The sequence below is a fragment of the Ruegeria sp. YTSC192 genome (assembly GCF_059609705.1).
In genome coordinates this window covers 46,417-63,439 of sequence record NZ_JBXWMG010000015.1, presented here as the reverse complement: position 1 = coordinate 63,439, position 17,023 = coordinate 46,417, and the positions used below count along the sequence as shown (strand labels likewise).

At 60.3% G+C, this 17,023-nt stretch carries 15 protein-coding genes; 7 read left to right on the top strand and 8 right to left on the bottom strand.

Features of this window, described 5'->3' with window-relative positions; translation table 11 throughout:
* The first annotated feature begins 63 nt into the window (after positions 1–63).
* The 6 genes from AC2FD8_RS18415 (at position 64) to dxs (ending at position 5,321) form a co-directional block, all read left to right on the top strand.
* Positions 64–576 (top strand): MarR family winged helix-turn-helix transcriptional regulator, encoded by a 513-nt coding sequence (locus AC2FD8_RS18415; protein WP_496858514.1) that lies wholly within the window; start codon positions 64–66, stop codon positions 574–576.
* Positions 573–1,274, top strand: a complete 702-nt coding sequence (locus AC2FD8_RS18410; RefSeq protein ID WP_170379735.1) for a response regulator — start codon at positions 573–575, stop codon at positions 1,272–1,274. The genes AC2FD8_RS18415 and AC2FD8_RS18410 overlap by 4 nt, the downstream gene beginning before the upstream one ends.
* A gap of 69 nt (positions 1,275–1,343) precedes the next feature.
* On the top strand, positions 1,344–2,270 hold the full coding sequence (locus AC2FD8_RS18405) for a histone deacetylase family protein (protein ID WP_496858516.1): 927 nt from the start codon (positions 1,344–1,346) through the stop codon (positions 2,268–2,270).
* Positions 2,267–2,509, top strand: a complete 243-nt coding sequence (locus tag AC2FD8_RS18400; protein WP_170484940.1) for an exodeoxyribonuclease VII small subunit — start codon at positions 2,267–2,269, stop codon at positions 2,507–2,509. Before AC2FD8_RS18405 ends, AC2FD8_RS18400 begins: the two co-directional genes overlap by 4 nt.
* Positions 2,510–3,376 (top strand): polyprenyl synthetase family protein, encoded by an 867-nt coding sequence (locus tag AC2FD8_RS18395; protein ID WP_496858518.1) that lies wholly within the window; start codon positions 2,510–2,512, stop codon positions 3,374–3,376.
* Positions 3,377–3,392: 16 nt separating this feature from the next.
* On the top strand, positions 3,393–5,321 hold the full coding sequence (gene dxs / locus AC2FD8_RS18390) for a 1-deoxy-D-xylulose-5-phosphate synthase (RefSeq protein WP_496858520.1): 1,929 nt from the start codon (positions 3,393–3,395) through the stop codon (positions 5,319–5,321).
* A gap of 9 nt (positions 5,322–5,330) precedes the next feature.
* On the opposite strand, the gene AC2FD8_RS18385 is transcribed toward dxs, so the two are convergent.
* The gene (locus tag AC2FD8_RS18385) at positions 5,331–7,541 is read right to left on the bottom strand and encodes a hypothetical protein (RefSeq protein ID WP_496858521.1); all 2,211 of its coding nucleotides are present in this window, start codon (positions 7,539–7,541) and stop codon (positions 5,331–5,333) included.
* A gap of 193 nt (positions 7,542–7,734) precedes the next feature.
* On the opposite strand from AC2FD8_RS18385, the gene AC2FD8_RS18380 reads away from it, so the two are divergent.
* Entirely contained in the window at positions 7,735–8,703 is a 969-nt protein-coding gene (locus AC2FD8_RS18380; protein ID WP_496858523.1) for a glycosyltransferase family 2 protein, read from the top strand.
* Between the two features lie 103 nt (positions 8,704–8,806).
* On the opposite strand, the gene AC2FD8_RS18375 is transcribed toward AC2FD8_RS18380, so the two are convergent.
* From AC2FD8_RS18375 to AC2FD8_RS18345, 7 genes are all read right to left on the bottom strand, one after another.
* Positions 8,807–11,047, bottom strand: coding sequence for a glycosyltransferase family 2 protein (locus tag AC2FD8_RS18375; protein ID WP_496858525.1), 2,241 nt, complete (start codon positions 11,045–11,047; stop codon positions 8,807–8,809).
* Positions 11,047–12,087, bottom strand: a complete 1,041-nt coding sequence (locus AC2FD8_RS18370) for a glycosyltransferase family 2 protein (protein ID WP_496858527.1) — start codon at positions 12,085–12,087, stop codon at positions 11,047–11,049. The genes AC2FD8_RS18375 and AC2FD8_RS18370 overlap by 1 nt, the downstream gene beginning before the upstream one ends.
* 189 nt (positions 12,088–12,276) lie before the next feature.
* The gene (locus AC2FD8_RS18365; protein WP_170459373.1) at positions 12,277–12,744 is read right to left on the bottom strand and encodes an Hsp20 family protein; all 468 of its coding nucleotides are present in this window, start codon (positions 12,742–12,744) and stop codon (positions 12,277–12,279) included.
* Positions 12,745–12,870: 126 nt separating this feature from the next.
* Complete coding sequence (locus AC2FD8_RS18360) at positions 12,871–13,686, bottom strand: trypsin-like serine peptidase (protein WP_496858529.1); 816 nt, start codon at positions 13,684–13,686, stop codon at positions 12,871–12,873.
* Positions 13,683–14,474 (bottom strand): trypsin-like serine peptidase, encoded by a 792-nt coding sequence (locus tag AC2FD8_RS18355; protein ID WP_496858531.1) that lies wholly within the window; start codon positions 14,472–14,474, stop codon positions 13,683–13,685. Before AC2FD8_RS18355 ends, AC2FD8_RS18360 begins: the two co-directional genes overlap by 4 nt.
* A 119-nt stretch (positions 14,475–14,593) precedes the next feature.
* A complete protein-coding gene (glcF, locus tag AC2FD8_RS18350; RefSeq protein ID WP_496858533.1) occupies positions 14,594–15,913 on the bottom strand; it encodes a glycolate oxidase subunit GlcF in 1,320 nt (439 codons plus the stop codon).
* Between the two features lie 4 nt (positions 15,914–15,917).
* The gene (locus AC2FD8_RS18345) at positions 15,918–17,018 is read right to left on the bottom strand and encodes an FAD-binding protein (RefSeq protein ID WP_496858535.1); all 1,101 of its coding nucleotides are present in this window, start codon (positions 17,016–17,018) and stop codon (positions 15,918–15,920) included.
* Between the last annotated feature and the right edge of the window lie 5 nt (positions 17,019–17,023).

Below are 17,023 nucleotides of genomic sequence, written 5' to 3'. Positions count from 1 at the left end.
CTGCCCTTGGAATGTCAATAAGGCTGACTTAAACTGTAGATCGAGTAACACATGAGGCATGATATGTCCGAAATCCGCCCCGCCCCGAAATTTGGGGGTGAAAGCCTGTTATTCCTAACAGATGAGCAGTTGCGGCAGGGGATTGAGGCGATGTTTTTCGCTTATCGGGGGTTCACTGCGGATCCGGATCGCATCCTGTCGGACATGTCTTACGGGCGGGCGCATCACCGGGCGATCCACTTTATCAACCGCGCCCCCGGCACGACGGTCAACAACCTGCTGGCCATTCTGGGGGTGACGAAACAGTCTTTGAACCGGGTGCTGCGGACCCTGATCGATGACGGCCTGGTTGAAAGCCGTGTTGGCACCATCGACAAGCGCGAGCGGCATCTGTTTCTGACCGAAAAAGGCCACGCGCTTGAGGCGACATTGTCCGACGCCCAGCGCGCGCGGATGCGGGCCGCATACAAGGATGCGGGCCCCGAGGCCGTTGCAGGTTTCCGCAAAGTACTTGAAGCGATGATGGATGCTGATATGCGTCATGCCTACAAGAAGTTGCGGGATACGACCTCATGAGCGATATGGATGCCCACCTGCTGATCGTCGACGATGACGAACGCATTCGCGATCTGTTGAAGAAGTTCCTGATGCGGAACGGGTTTCTGGTGACCGCCGCGCGCGACGCGGCGCATGCGCGGCGGGTGCTGTCCGGGCTGGACTTCGACATGATCGTTCTGGATGTGATGATGCCCGGCGAGGATGGTGTAAGCCTGACCAAGGCGCTGCGCGAGACCCACAGCACTCCGATCCTTTTGCTGACGGCGCGTGGCGAGACCGAGCATCGGATTGCCGGGCTTGAGGCCGGGGCCGATGACTATCTGGCCAAACCGTTTGAGCCGAAAGAGCTGTTGCTGCGTATCAACGCCATTCTGCGGCGGATGCCCGAGGCTCCTGCTCAGGACGCTGCGGCGAAAATCCTGACACTTGGCCCGATCCGCTATGACATCGAGCGTGGTGAGATGTGGCAGGGCGAAGACCCCGTGCGCCTGACTGCGACCGAAAGCCAGTTGATGAAAATCTTCTCGGCCAAACCGGGTGAACCGATCAGCCGGGCAAAACTGGTTGAGGATCTGGGACGCGACAAGGGACAGGCGCAGGAACGGGCTGTTGACGTGCAGATCACGCGGTTGCGGCGCAAGATCGAACAGGACCCCAAACAGCCCCGATACCTGCAAACTGTCCGCGGTGCCGGGTATATGCTGGCACCGGATTGACCAAGCCGCTGCGCGGCGATTTTATGCCTTCGGCGAAGATATTTTTAGCCAGATGAAGAGGGGATCCCGATGAAGACGGCCTTGTTGACCCACGCAGATTGTCTGGGCCATGTGACCCCCGATGGTCACCCTGAGCGGGTGGCGCGGCTGGAGCATATTCTGCACGCGCTGGAGGCTTTGGATCTGGACCGCAGGACCGCTCCGATGGCCGCGGATGATGATTTGCTGCGGGTTCACCCCGAGGACTATATCCGCGATATCCGGGCCGCGCGGCCTGAAGAGGGTTATGCGCAGATAGACGGGGATACGTTCATGTCGCCGGGCTCGGTCGATGCCGCGTATCGGGGTGCGGGAGCTGTTGTGCGGGCGGTGGATCTGGTGCTGTCTGGCGAGGTCCCGAATGCGTTCTGCGCCATTCGCCCGCCGGGGCATCACGCAGAAACCGACAAGGCGATGGGGTTTTGCCTTTTTGGCAATGCCGCCTTGGGTGCAAAGCATGCGCTGGACCATCACGGGCTAACCCGTGTCGCGGTGGTGGATTTCGATGTACACCACGGCAATGGCACGCAGGACTTATTATGGAACGAAAAACGCGCGCTTGTGATCACCAGCCAGCAAATGCCCTTATGGCCCGGCTCTGGTCGACCCGATGAAACCGGGGCCTATGACACGGTTCTGAACATCCCCCTGCCCCCTGCAAGCGGTGGGGCCGAGATGCGCACAGCCTATGAGGCACAGGCCTTTCCGCGCTTGAGGGCCTTCAAGCCCGAGCTGATCATTATCTCGGCCGGGTTTGATGCCCATCAAGACGATCCATTGGCCAATCTCAACTGGTCCACGGGCGATTTCGCCTGGATCACCGCCGAGCTGTGCAAGATCGCCGATGAGGTCTGTGGTGGCCGTATCGTCTCGACTCTGGAAGGCGGGTATGATCTGAACGCACTGGCCGAGGCGACACGCGCCCATGTGGAAGAACTGATGAAGGCAGCACGATGACCGACACCCCCGTTGAGCAGATGACGTTTGAACAGGCGATGAAAGAGCTTGAGGCCGTAGTCGGCCAGTTGGAACGCGGTGACGTGGCGCTGGATCAGTCGATTGCGCTCTATGAGCGCGGTGCGGCTTTGAAGAAGCGCTGCGAAGATGAGTTGAAGCGCGCTGAGGAAAAAGTCGCCGCCATCACGCTGGACGCCAGCGGTCAGCCAACCGGGACGACTCCAGTCGAAGGTCAGTAAATGTTTCGCGACACGCTGGCGCAGGATGCCGCGCGGGTTCAGTGCCATTTTGACCTGGTTCTGGGGGAACTTGACGATCTGGATGTGACGCGGGCCATGGCCTACGCCACCGAAGGCGGAAAACGTCTGCGCGGGTTTCTGGTTCTGGAAAGCGCGCGCCTGCATGGCATTGATGCAGCGCAGGCGATCTGGCCTGCGACAGCGATCGAGGCGTTGCACGCCTATTCCCTCGTCCATGATGACCTGCCCTGCATGGATGACGATGACCTGCGACGCGGGCGTCCAACAGTACACGTGAAGTGGGACGACGGCACCGCTGTTCTGGCCGGTGATGCCTTGCAGACCCTGGCGTTCGAGCTTTGCACACGGCCCGAAGTCGGCAAGCCCGAGATTCGCGCCGAACTGGCGATGACTCTGGCCAAGGCAAGTGGGGCGCAGGGCATGGTTCTGGGTCAGGCGCTGGATATCGCGGCCGAAACGGCCTCTGCCCCGTTGTCGCTGGACGAAATCACACGGCTGCAGGCGGGCAAGACCGGGGCGTTGATCGAATGGTCCGCCTGCGCGGGCGCGCGGTTGGCGCAGGCCGATCCAACCCCGTTGCGCCAATATGCCCAAGCCCTTGGGCTTGCTTTTCAAATCGCCGATGACATCTTGGATATCGAGGGTGACGCCGAAAAGGCCGGAAAACGGCTGCAGAAAGACGCAGATGCGGGCAAGGCAACCTTTGTTTCGCTTCTGGGGCTGGATGCAGCCAAGACCCGAGCAACAGAGCTGGTGGGCGAAGCCTGCGCTGCGCTGGATGGGTACGGGGCCAGGGCTGAAACCTTGAAGGATGCTGCCCGCTTCGTTATTGCCCGGGACAGCTAAGCCAGGAACGCGCCAAATGTCTGACCGTCCGAATACGCCACTGCTGGACCTTGTGAACCGCCCTGCGGACCTCAAGCAGTTCTCGGACGCGCAACTGCATCAGGTGGCGCAGGAATTGCGGGCCGAGACGATCTCGGCCGTGTCGGTCACCGGCGGGCATCTGGGCGCAGGCCTTGGTGTGGTTGAGCTGACGACGGCGCTGCATGCGGTCTTCGACACACCGCGCGACAAGATCATCTGGGATGTGGGGCATCAGTGCTATCCGCACAAGATCCTGACCGAGCGCCGGGATCGTATCCGCAGCTTGCGTATGAAAGATGGCCTCAGCGGCTTCACCAAACGCAGCGAAAGCCCCTATGACCCGTTTGGCGCGGCGCATTCCAGCACCTCGATCAGTGCTGCACTGGGCTTTGCCGTCGCACGCGATCTGGGCGGCGTAACGCCCGAGGGGCTGGGCGATGCGATTGCTGTGATCGGCGATGGCTCGATGTCTGCGGGCATGGCGTTTGAGGCGATGAACAACGCGGGCCATTTGAAAAAACGCCTGATTGTCATCCTGAACGACAATGAGATGAGCATCGCGCCACCCGTGGGCGCTCTGTCGACCTACCTGTCGCGCATCTACGCCGAGGAACCGTTTCACGAGCTGAAGGCCGCCGCCAAAGGCGCGGTATCATTGCTGCCCGAGCCGTTCCGCGAAGGAGCCAAACGCGCGAAAGAGATGCTCAAAGGGATGGCCGTTGGCGGGACCTTGTTCGAAGAGTTGGGGTTCTCTTACCTCGGCCCGATTGATGGGCATGACATGGACCAGTTGCTGCCGGTTCTGCGCACCGTCAAGGCACGGGCGACGGGGCCGATCCTGATTCATGTTCTGACCAAAAAGGGCAAAGGCTATGCCCCGGCCGAGCAGGCCCGCGACAAGGGCCACGCGACCGCCAAGTTCGATGTTGTCACGGGGGAACAGAAAAAAGCGCCCTCAAACGCGCCGTCCTATACCTCGGTCTTTGGCAAAACGTTGGTGGAAGAGGCCGCGCGGGATGACAAGATCGTCGCCATCACTGCAGCCATGCCCGATGGCACCGGGCTGAACCTGTTTGCGGAACGCTATCCTTCGCGCTGTTTTGACGTGGCGATTGCGGAACAGCATGGCGTGACCTTCTGCGCCGCGCTGGCTGCGGGCGGGATGAAGCCCTTCTGCGCGATGTATTCGACGTTCCTGCAGCGTGGTTATGATCAGGTTGTGCATGACGTGGCGATCCAGCGCCTGCCGGTGCGCTTTGCCATCGACCGTGCCGGTCTTGTTGGCGCGGATGGGGCCACCCATGCCGGGTCCTTCGACATTGCCTATTTGGCCAATCTGCCGGGCATGGTCGTCATGGCCGCCGCAGATGAGGCCGAATTGATGCATATGGTGGCCACGGCAGCAGCCCACGACGACGGCCCAATTGCGTTCCGCTATCCCCGGGGAGAGGGCGTTGGCGTCGACCTGCCCGAACGGGGCGAAGTTCTGGAAATCGGCAAGGGCCGGTTGATCCAGAAGGGCGCGCGCGTGGCTTTGTTGTCCTTCGGCACCCGTCTGGCCGAGGTTCAGAAAGCAGCCGAGGCCTTGTCGGCGCGTGGCATCACCCCGACCATTGCGGACGCGCGCTTTGCCAAGCCGCTGGACCGCGATCTGATCCTTGATTTGGTTGAAAACCACGAGGCGATGATCACCATCGAAGAAGGTGCCGTGGGTGGTTTCGGCAGCCATGTTGCACAGCTTCTGGCAGACGAAGGCGTGTTTGATCGCGGGTTCAAATACCGCTCGATGGTCTTGCCCGACATATTCATTGATCAGGCCAGCCCGGCAGACATGTATGCGGTGGCGGGCATGAACGCCGAACAGATCGAAGCCAAGGTTCTGGATATTCTGGGCGTTGCGACCATCGGCGAAAAACGCGCCTGATCGCCGCGTTTAACCCAGTTCTTTCAACCCCAACCTGACTGCACGGTTGGGGTTTTGTTTCAGGATATGCGCGCCAAGGCGGCGGGCGAGATCCTTGTGACCCTTGTTGACCGCGCGCAAGAACAGCTCTCGCTGATAGCGTGGGAATTGTCTGCGGGCGCGCAGAAGGGTGTAGAACTCAGCCTCGGTCAAGGTTCCGTTCAACGCCCCCAGAATGATCGGGTGCAAGATACCCATCTGCAGCAGAGACGACCCCAACCGATGCCCCAGCAGCGGCGCGCGCAGATGCGAGACGTTGGCGTTTGTGAACCGCGCCGCGTGACCGGCATCCAGCGGCTCATAGGGATCATAGAGGATCGACACCCGCCGCGCCGCCTGACTGACCTGCGCGGCATCGCCATAAGGGCCGGTAAAGTCCCGATCCCACACGGTTCTATAGCGCGTCTCCCACGGCACGACGGACTTGTCGACCGTACTTTGCGGTGAGATCGCAACCACATCGCAACCCGGTGCTGCCGGAGAAAAGGCGCAGGCCGCATAGCCGCCCATCGAGGCCCCGTAGAACACAACACGCTGAAATTGCTTGAAGAAACCGCTCTGCTTCAATTCATCGAATTGATCATAGACCCAGGGCTCACGATACCAGGTCCAGCCACCAGCGATGGCCGACAGCATCGACCAGTTCTGCTCTTTGATGAAGGAATATCCCCATGGGCGGCGATCCTTGCGGTTGTTCATCGCCACGTCCAGATTGTCGAAACTCACAACCAGAGTGCCCTTGGACCGCGGCATGTACAGCAGCGAGTGCCCATTCTCGCCGGGTCGATACCAGCCGTCCTTGCCCGCCAGATCCGTCGCGATCCGCGCCCAGCTGCTTGCGGCATCGGTGGGTTCGGGCGGTTTGGGCAGAACCTTCACGCGGGTGACCTCGTGCCCGTCCACCTCATGCGTGGCGATCTTTTCATTGGTCCCAAACGCCTTGAGGAAGGGAAACGCGCCCGAGCCTTTGCGGATATCCATGAACAGCCGCGTGTCGGAATGCAGCATCCGGGTCAGGAATTTCTCAAGGAAAGGCACCTTGTAGCGATCGCCAAACCCTTCGAGATTGCACAGCACATCCACCGGCTTCAGCCGATCCTCGGAGGTGATGATTTCGATCCGGTCCGGGTCGACCTCATGATCGGTCAGAAAGGTGACGTAGTCGGAAACCCACGGCTCCTCATCGGATTTGAACTTGCCGCGGCGGTTCACATCGACCAGCTTGACGTCGCAATCGAACTTGTGATGCAGCGCCAGAACAAAGCTGCGCGCCTTGCCTGTCAGATCCGCGACCGAGCGGACCTCGGTCAGGTCGACCTCATCAATCAGCGCGCCGTCAAACACCGTATGCCCACGCCCCTTGATGGGCGCGAGGGCGGGGTTGATGCCCGTCTCGGCCACAAGTTTGGCAAGGTAGCTGCCTTTGGGCGGCAGACCTGCGTGGTTATTTCCCAAGGGTCGCTTGTTTGACGCCCACAGGTGCAGCGCCGTGGTCTCTTCTGTGATCAAGCCTGCGGCCAACGAGACGCGGCGCATGAATTTGAACCGTTCGGGAAAGGTGATCGGATAAAAGGCATTCAGTGGCAGGACATGTGCCTCCAACCCCAACGCATGAACGAAATGGGTGACCATCATTGGCCCCCAGACCCCCCAGGGCTGCTGTGAAATATGCACTGGCTTGCCGCGCTCAGCCGCCTGACGCATGGCATGCTGTTTACCTTTGGGCAGGAAGGGCGCGATGGAATAGCGATCCTCGGTGAAGTCCAGCATCTGGCGCAGCAGCTCACTGTCCGAGGGCATTCCCAGCACCGCGTTGTTGACCCGGTGTGCGCCTGGCAGCTCATACCCAAAGACATAATCACTGTCATAGGTCATGGGGCGGTGGCAGAAGACATCCGTGTCGATCCAGATCATGCCGGGGCATTTGTGGATCATGTGCAGCCGGAACCAATCGGCGAACAGCGCGAAAGAGTTCTTGTGTTCGTATTTGATGAAATCGTCGGTATCTATGATCTCGCGCCCGTCACGACGGATCACGCCATCGGGGACGTTGGGGATATCTTCGTAGGAAAACAGGGTGATCTTCTGACCCTTGTCCACAAAGGATTTCAGGCACAGCTGTTCAAGCCAACTGAGCGGACCACCGATCCATAACGTGCCAACCTCGCGCGTGCGTGCCATCCGCGTATCCTTGTGCCTGCGTGTATTTTGGCACACGCGTCGTTTTCTTGATCCTAAGGTCTTGCGCCGCGCTTGGGTACCGCCAGATTACGCAGCAGGCGCGAATAGGTGGTCGGGCGTGACCTTGCTGCACCCCGCTTCTTGCCGCATAGATAAGACCCAGACGCCAAGGCATGCAAGCGAGCAGACAGTCATGAGCAACGAGACTTATACAGTCGTCTCAACGATGAAAAACGAAGGCCCCTATATCATTGATTGGGTGGCGCATTACAAAACGCTGGGCTTTGACCACATTCTGGTCTGCACGAATGACTGCACCGATCCCACTGTCGAAATCCTTCTGCGCCTGCAAGAGATGGGGCTGGTCACCCAACACAACACGATCATTCGCGGCGGCGGTATTCACCGTTCGGCCCTGCGGCAGGCCTCGCGCCGCTATGACATCGTGATGGATGCCAAATGGGTCTTTGTCTGCGATGTGGATGAGTACTTAAATATCCATATGGGCGATGGCTCAGCCCGCGCGCTGGTCGAAGGGTCTGGTACGGATGCGGATGTGATCTCGGTTCCTTGGCGGGTCTTCGGCCCGGACCATATCGAGCGGTTTGACGACGCGCCCGTGACCCAGCAATTCACCATGGGTGAGCTTGAATGGGACGCGAAGGAACGACCCAATACCGGTAAATTCGTCAAATCCCTCTACACCAACCAGCATAAATTCAAGCGGATGGGCCTGCATGCACCGGTGTCTCTGGATGAGCATGTCTCGGACACCAAGCGTGTTCTGCCCGGCGGCGCGGACTACGTCGTAGATGGCGTCCGCACCGAGAACCCGCCCCTGTTTACCCACGCGCAGGTCAACCACTATGCGTTGCGCTCGATGGAGAGTTTTCTGATCAAACGCGCGCGCGGTCGGGCGAACCACAGCCACCACGTGCTGGGCATGGAATACTGGGACAGGTTCAACCTCAACGACGAGAAAGACACCTCGATCGAGCGCTACGCCCCCCAAAGCAACAAGCTGGCAGGTGAGCTGAAATCGGACCCGGTTTTGGGCGATCTGCATGCGCGGGCGGTCGAATGGCACCGGCGCAAGGCAGCCTCAATGAAGCTGGATCCGGAAATGGATGAGCTGGTAAACGGGCTGAAAGCCGCGCTTTAGGGTCTAAAGCGTTTTGCGTTTTACCTGAAGCAAGATCATCGAAATGCGCGTTCGACCGCAGGGAGAGGCAGCGTATTTCGATTCAAATCAAACGCAAAGCGATCTAGTGCTGGGTTTCCCCGTCATGATCGACGGTAAAGAACCAATCCTTGTCGGGGTCACGCTTTAGCACGTCATCGGGAATGGATGAGGGGCCTTTAAGGAACACATTCGCCCCGAAATGCCGGTGCAGGCGCGCAAGCTTTTCCAGGCGCGCGCCAGTCAGTTCGGCGTAGAAAGCGGCGTAGTTCGGCGTGGCTTTCAACTCCGCGATCTTGGCGCGGTGGCGATCTACGGAATGGGCATGCGCGGCGGCGATCTGAGGATCGCTGAGCAGACGGTCCAGCTCGGCCCGCATTGCAGGCACCATACGCGCGATGGAATGATCCTCGGCGTAGTTGTTGTTCATGCGGAACCAGTAGGCAAGGCCCTGATCCCGCTCAACATGGTTCACCCGCCCCCGGTCGCGCTTGACCAGAAAGCTTTCAGCCGAGCGGACGGCGTAGTGATTCAGCTGCACCAGATCATAGCCATAGGTGTTGATCGTGGATCGCCAGCCATTGCGAAACATCGAGCGCGGCATCGGCGCGCCAGACCCGTTGACCCAGTTGATCTCCTCCCACAATTGCGGATTGAGGCCCTTGGGGCGATGCACGCCCAGCTTTCGAAACAGGCCGATATTGCGGAACAGTGTCTTGAACCCCCAGGCCTGATGCGGCTTGCGGGCATATTCCGGGGCGCAGCGCTGGAACTGTTCGATTATGGGCTTGTCCTCGAACCCGTGCAGATCGCCATTGCCGAACAACCGCCAGGTCATCGCGATCATGTTGGCGTCAGGCACAGCGGCAAACAGCGCGTCCAGAGTGCCGTCGCCGCATTTGATGTTCACATATTCATCCACATCAATGCAGGCGACCCACGTGGCATCCCTGACGATCTGCTCATCATCGGCGGAATGCAGGGCCGCGTGCTGCGGGCGCATGTCCATCTGCCGGAACGGGTTGTCGCGATGTTGAACCAGGCCCTTGCTTTGCAGCATCTGCAGCATCGTATCGGTGCCGTCGGTGCAGTCATTGGTGTATATCAGGAAATCATCGAACCCGATGGCCCGGTGATAGGCGAGCCATTCCAGAATGAACGGACCTTCGTTCTTCATCGTGGTCACGATGGCACACCGCCCGCGCCCTGTTTTCTTTGAGGTGACCTCCAACTCGGGCATCCGCACGGGCTTGTGCCCCCAGGTCGTGGCGGACAAATGCAACAGCGGCTCATGCTCGATCAGAGAGGTCTTGGGCACGATCTTCGAGATCGAGCGTGTCGGGTGCCGCAACAGCATGTGACGGTAAAACCCCTTGGTTCGGCTCGAATCCGGGCGGGCATTTCCGACCCGCACCAGCCGCCAAACCGCGTCCGGGGTGGATTTGGCCGGTGCGATACACCACCGCTGCCGGCCGCCCGTTGCATCAAACTGCACACAGATATGATCGCCGAAATGTGCCTTTTGCCCCGCACGTACGCGCCACGGATAGCAATGCCGCCCAAACAGCGCAATCAGTCCGCCCTCGGCCGCGACGGCTGCGTCGAAGACGGATACATCCGTTTCGAGCATCAGGTCATGCACGTCGATGTTTGCCACGGCGCGTGCCTGCGCCAGAAACCGTGTACGCAGGATTTCATAAACCGAAAACGCGCCCAGCGGGCTATCCCATGGGCTGGGGGGCGGGACCTCCATCCGGTCCTTGCCCGGAGACTCGCTGACGCAAAACGGGTGCGCCTCGGGCGGCAGGTCGGGTTTGCCCAGCGGCACCGGGCTTTGGACCAGAACCACCTGACAGACCACAGCATGGCTTTCCAGACCTTCGCGAAGGGCGGCGGCAAACCCATCCTCGCCACCGGGAGGGGCTCGGTCGAGGATCACCGCAGCCTCAAGCCCCTGGGTTTCGATATGATAGGCAAGCCACTCCAACACGATCTCGGCGCTTTCGCCATTGCGTTGGGCGATGAAGGCGTTCTGCCCCTCAAACAGCGCGCATTCCGAGGGCGCGCAGGTCTCAAAAGACTCACCGCAGATCGTGAACCGGGGCCGAGCGTCGTGAGGCAGACGATATCGCAGGATGCGCGCGTCGCCTACAGCGCCGACCTCCTCAAGCACGCTGCCCTCAGGGGGGATGACATCTTCGGGCACAATCAAGCGGTCAAAGAACAACGTGACGACCTGCGCGCCGCCATCCTGATGCGCAACCGCATCGAGCAGGATCGCGACACCCAGATCCTGACCTGCAAGCTGCCGTTCGATCAGCCCCATCACTCAGCCGCCTTCGACAAAAGCGAGACCTGCCGGGCGACAAACGCAGCCCCCTCTTGCGCCGAGGGCGGGATGCTGTTGACCAGCCCCAGGCGGAACTCCAGCCGCACGGCCTCGATATCTTGCTGCAAGGACGCATAGGCGGCGCGGTGCCAGTTCAGGCAGGCCTCATGCGCGGCAGCCACGCCAGGCAGGCGCATCAGGTCCTGACAAACAGCGCGGGTCGCACTCATCATCGTCGAAATGCTTGTCTCTTCGACCGTGTTCCAGTTGCGCTCGGCCCAATAGGTCATCCCGATCTCGCGGTCCATGTGGTTCGGCAAACCCCGCATGCGTTTGATCATGAACTCTTCGCGCGAGCGCAGGGCATAGTGGTTCAACCAGACCTGCCGCGCGCCCATAGGCAAACCATAGAGCGAAATCGCACCGTCATTCTCCGCAAAGCCCGGAGGCAATTTCGCCCCATCGGGCCCAATCCAACGCGCGGGTTTTGACGGTTTGCTGCGGGGCCGATGCACCCCCAGCTTCTGAAACGCCGCCGGACGGTGGAGCGTCTTGAACAGGTGGCCGAGGGGGAAATGCAGGTCCTCGGGCGCGGCTTGCGTGAACCTCTCGGGCGTCAAACCGTTGTCACGCTGCACCTGACCACCCGCGCCAAAGAACCGCCACGGAAGGGCAAGGGCATCAAAAGACCCCGACGCTGCCTCGAACCGGGTCAGGAGATCAGGCAGGGAAGCATCCCGCAGACACAAGAATTCATCACAATCGAAAAACAACGCCCAGTCGGCCGAAGCGTAAGCCGGGTGATCCGAGGCGTGTTTCAACGCCTGCCACTGCACCGCCTTGTTGCCTTTGGGGGTGAAGGGAAGATGCTCGATCCGCGCATCCTGGGTTAGCGCCTGCAACAACGCATCCGACCCATCCGAGCAATTGTGGCTCAGCACCAGAAACCGATCGACGCCTGCCGCAAGGTGATGGGCCAGCCATTCCACCAGAAACGGCCCGTCATCCTTCTGACATGTGATGCCCAATAGGGTCATGCATGACCTCTGACTGCTCTTGGTCTTTTCATCCACTTATAAGGGGATCGGAACAGGAAAGCCACGCGGTTGATCAGGGAGCGGTTCCCTCAAGGACCGCCAAAAAACAACGCCCCGCGTCTGGAGGAACGCGGGGCGGGTGTTGCGGCAATCCGGGAGGAGGAGATCGCCGCAGGAACTTAAGGCGTGTTAGTTCACGGCCTTGGCATCAACCACATCTTTTTCGATGGCCTTGCCCGAGGAAATCTGGATCCGGCGCGGCTTCAGCGCTTCGGGCACTTCGCGCTTGAGATCAATGTTCAGCATGCCGTTCTCATGGCTGGCACCTGTCACGCGAACATGGTCGGCCAGGGCAAAGCGGCGCTCAAACGCACGGGTGGCGATACCGCGGTGCAGATAGCTGCGGTCCTTATCCTCAGCGGCTTTCTTGCCTGCCACGATCAGTGCGTTTTCCTTCACTTCAACGGACAGGTCTTCTTCGGAAAAACCGGCGACAGCGACGGAAATCCGATAGGTGTCGGCGTCGGTTTTTTCGATGTTGTATGGGGGATAGCTGGGCTGTGCCACGTCGTTGGTCAGAACGCGGTCCATCATGTCGGCGATCTGGTCGAAACCAATGGTGGCGCGGTGCAGCGGTGCAAAATCAAATGTACGCATGGGTCGTTATCCTCATCCTCGAGCGATTTACGATATTCAGCCCTCCGATCCGGACGGGCCTTGGGTGATACCGGACCCCGTTGTGGCGATCCGATACAAATCACATGGGTAACGATTTGGATAAGTTCAACCCCCGCCCGAGCTGATGAATTTCGCACCTGACCCGGACTTGCCCGAACCCACCTGCAATCTGCGGATCTTGGCTTTGGGTTGGGGTGCATCCCGCCGCATGATCGCCTTGAGTTCGGAGACGACCGGAGACAGTTCCATCCCAAAGCCGATCTTGCGCCCCCCACTCTCGCCAATAGCGGAGACAACCGACAAAATCTGCCAGCGCGACCCGTTTTTGGTCAGAACAGCCGACCCCGATGAGCCAAAGGTGACGTCGCAATCAAAGGTGATCAGCCCGTCTCGCCGATCCAGGATTCGACAGGATTTTTCGCGCGTTATGGCCTCGGACCGGCCGCGCCCGTACGAGGCAACGCTGAGTTCCGAGCCGATGACGGGCCCCTGATACAGAACAAAAGGATCGGCAATCGAATAAGGGATCGGCTCATCCAGTCGCATCAGCGCCACATCTTCGCGCACACCTTGAGACGACAAAGGATCATTGGCCCCATAGCTTGGAAGCGTGGCAATCTGGACCACCTTGCGCTCGGCCAGGGCGACGCCATTGCTCAGCCCAGCGCGGAATGTCACCTCGCCCGGCTCATAGGCCAGTCCGGTGCGTTTGTCCAAGGCACAATGGGCGGCTGTCAGCACCATGTCCTGCGCAATCAGCGTTCCTGTGCAAAAGGACCGCTTGCCGACATCCAGGCGGCCGATCGCCTCCCACCCGTAGAGGTCATCGCGATCCGTCAGCGTGCGTTTGTTGCTTTGGGCCTGCGCCGCCGTGGTCACCAAAGAGGCGCACAAGATGAGAAGTGCGAAGACGCGTTTCATGGCCGGATAAACCTTGCTCCGACATTCTTGCCAGACCCGGTGCTGCCCGAAGACAGGCCAAACCCATTTCCATTGGACAGTTCCGCCTGCAGCAGTTGTAACGATCCATCCAGCGCGGTACCCAGCGAAACGTTTTCCCCGTTAAGCTCGGCTTTGGCCGACACCACAGACACGATACGCGGACGCTCACCACTCAGAGAGAAAATCGGCGCGCCAGAGGCCCCGAAATCAACGTCGCAGGACATCACCAGAACACCCCGATGCCCGGCCATGACCGAACAAACCTGCTGCAGCGACGGGGCCTCGGCCCGGTCATGTGCGTAGGACACGACACCCACTTGCTCGCCTTGGTCTGGGCGCGCGCCGGTTTCAAAAGGAATAACGGTGGTATTTCGGACCGGCTGCCATAACTCGATCAACGCCAGATCATAGCGGACACGATCGCTGGTGGCCCTGCCATTATAGACATATTTCGGATGAATCACCGCCTGCCGCGCCGGACGATAAGCCGAGGCGCTCCCACGTCGCCAACCCGCCAGAAACTCGATCCGAGACGGGTCGATTCGCTTTTTGGTGTGTTTTTCGAACAGGCAATGCGCGGCGGTCAGCACCAGAGTGGGTGAGATCAACGCGCCGGTACAAAACCCGGTGCCGTCAATATCCAGCCGCCCCACGGCCATCCATTGCCGCCCGGAATCAGACGTCTCAAGGCTTTTCAGCCCGGTATCCTGCGCCGAGGCAGCCATTGGCAGCACACTCAGCACGATGGCCCTGATCCAGTTGCGCACGCGGTTCTCCGGCTATCCGTTCCGGTCAACTGTTCTATGGGCTGCGTTGGGCGAAAATAGGGCAGGTCGACTTGGCGGAAATTTCCTGTTCAACTGATGCCAAGGCGCATCATCGCTGCCTAGCGCAAAATAGGCACCTCGGAAGTCGCCCTACCCGCCTGCAAACCACGAGGTTTCGGACCTCCGGTGGCCCAATCCAGCAGCTCGACCGTGTGGACGATCGGCAGCTCGGTTCCCGATCCGATCTGCATCATGCAGCCGATATTTCCCGCCGCAATCAGATCGGGCTTTTTCGCCTCAAGCGTTCGCACCTTGCGCTGCTTCAGCTGGCCCGAAATCTCGGGCTGCATCAAGTTATACGTGCCCGCACTGCCGCAACACAGGTGGCTGTCAGCAGGTTCGACCACCGTAAATCCGGCGCGTTTCAGCAGATCCTTCGGGTAGATCTTTATCTGTTGCCCATGTTGCAGCGAACAGGCCGCGTGATAAGCCACAGTCAGCCCTTGATCCGATTGCTCGGGCAGGTCCAATTGCATCAGGACCTCGCTGATATCCATCGCAAGGGCCGACACCCGCGCCGCGTCCTGCGCCAGAGGGTCATTTCGGAACATGTGCCCGTAGTCCTTGACCGTCGTCCCACAGCCCGAGGTGTTGATGACGATGGCGTCCAGCCCATCCCCATCCATCTCACGCACCCAAGCACGAATATTGCGCGCCGCCGCCGCGTGGCTCTGCTTGCTTTTGCCCATGTGATGGGTCAGCGCACCACAGCATCCGGCCCCTTCGGCCACCACCACCTCACACCCCAACCGGGTCAGCAGGCGGATCGTGGCGTCGTTGATATCGGTATTCAAAGCCTTTTGCGCGCAGCCCGTCATCAAGGCCACACGCTTTTTGCGCGGCGTTTTGGGCGCAAAGCTCTGCGGGTCGTCGTTGCGACTGACCGGAGGGATGTGTTTCGGCGCCATGTCCAGCATCGCCCGCAACCGGGCATCCGGCATCAGAAATCGGAACGGGCGCCCCAGCTTGGCCCCGATCAAGGCCCAGCGAAATCGCATCGGATAAGGCAATATCTGCGCCAGAACCCAGCGCAGCACACGATCAGACAATGGGCGCTTGTAGTTGTTTTCAATATACTCGCGCGCGTGATCAACCAGATGCATGTAATGCACGCCTGACGGGCAGGTCGTCATGCAGGCCAGACAGGACAGGCACCGGTCGATATGTTTGACCGTCTTCTCGTCCGGTACACGCTCATTCTCAAGCATATCCTTGATCAGGTAGATACGGCCGCGCGGGCTGTCCAATTCATCACCCAGCACCTGATAGGTGGGGCATGTGGCGGTGCAAAACCCGCAATGAACACAACTGCGCAGGATCTCGTTCGCGCGCTGAATGCCTGGGTCCTGCAGCTGTTCTTCGGTAAAAGTCGTCTGCATCGGCCTACCCCATCAATCCCGGATTAAACAGGGCTTTTGGGTCGAACCGCTGCCGCAAACCGTGGCTGAGGGCCGCAACCGGCGCGGGTTCCGGCTGAAACCGGCCCAGCGCGTGAACGGTCTCGGGTTTCGCCCGCACGATTGAGGCATGGCCCTGAAAACCACCAAGCCGCGCGCGAACATCGGTACCCTCATCCACCAACGCCCAGATGAGACCGCCGCCCCAATCAAGCAGGAGTTTATTGGCCTCAAGCCGCGCAGTGATTTCCGGCACATCGCTGGGCTTGACCGAGATACGCCAGACATCGCCCTCTTTCCCCGCGAAGGGGGTCACGTCCCGGATGGCGCGCCACGTGGCATCTGAATCCTCAACAACGGCTACCTCGCCGAACCCCGACAGCACGTCCTGCAAACGCTCGACACGATACGCAACCGAATCCTCAAAGCCTTCAAGCCGCAGCAATGCCTGACCAGTTTCGGGGGCAAAGGCAGCCCCGCTCACCTCATAAGGCGACCTTAATGCGGCAGACAGAACCTCAACCGCGCCCGTGGCATGGGCAACCGGCACGCCCAGGGTCACGACCGCTTCGTGTTTCGGCAACACTTTCAACGACACTTCGGTCAGCACCCCCAGCGTCCCCCAGGAGCCCGCCATCAGCTTGACCAGATCATAGCCGGTGACATTCTTCATCACCCGCCCACCATTCTTGACGACCTGCCCTTGTCCGTCGACATAGCGCACGCCCAGCAGAAAATCCCGACACGCCCCGGCTTGCACTCGCCGCGGCCCCGAAATATTGGCGGCAACAACCCCGCCAATCGTCGGCTCACCCGAGGTGCCCAGCAGCGCGCGATAGTCCGCAGGTTCGAACGCCAGTTGCTGACCTTCGGCCTCCAACGCGGCGTCAATCTCAGCCACAGGGGTTCCCGCCTGCGCCACCAAAGTCAGCGCGCCGGGTTCATAAAGCGATATCCCACGCAACCCATCCACATTCAAAACCGCCCCCGGGCCATCCACCCCGCGCGTCCCGCCACCTGCAATTCGCACCGGCCCCTGCAACCCGGCCACGATCTCAGCCAGTTCCGTTTCTGTCTCAGGTCTCATGACAC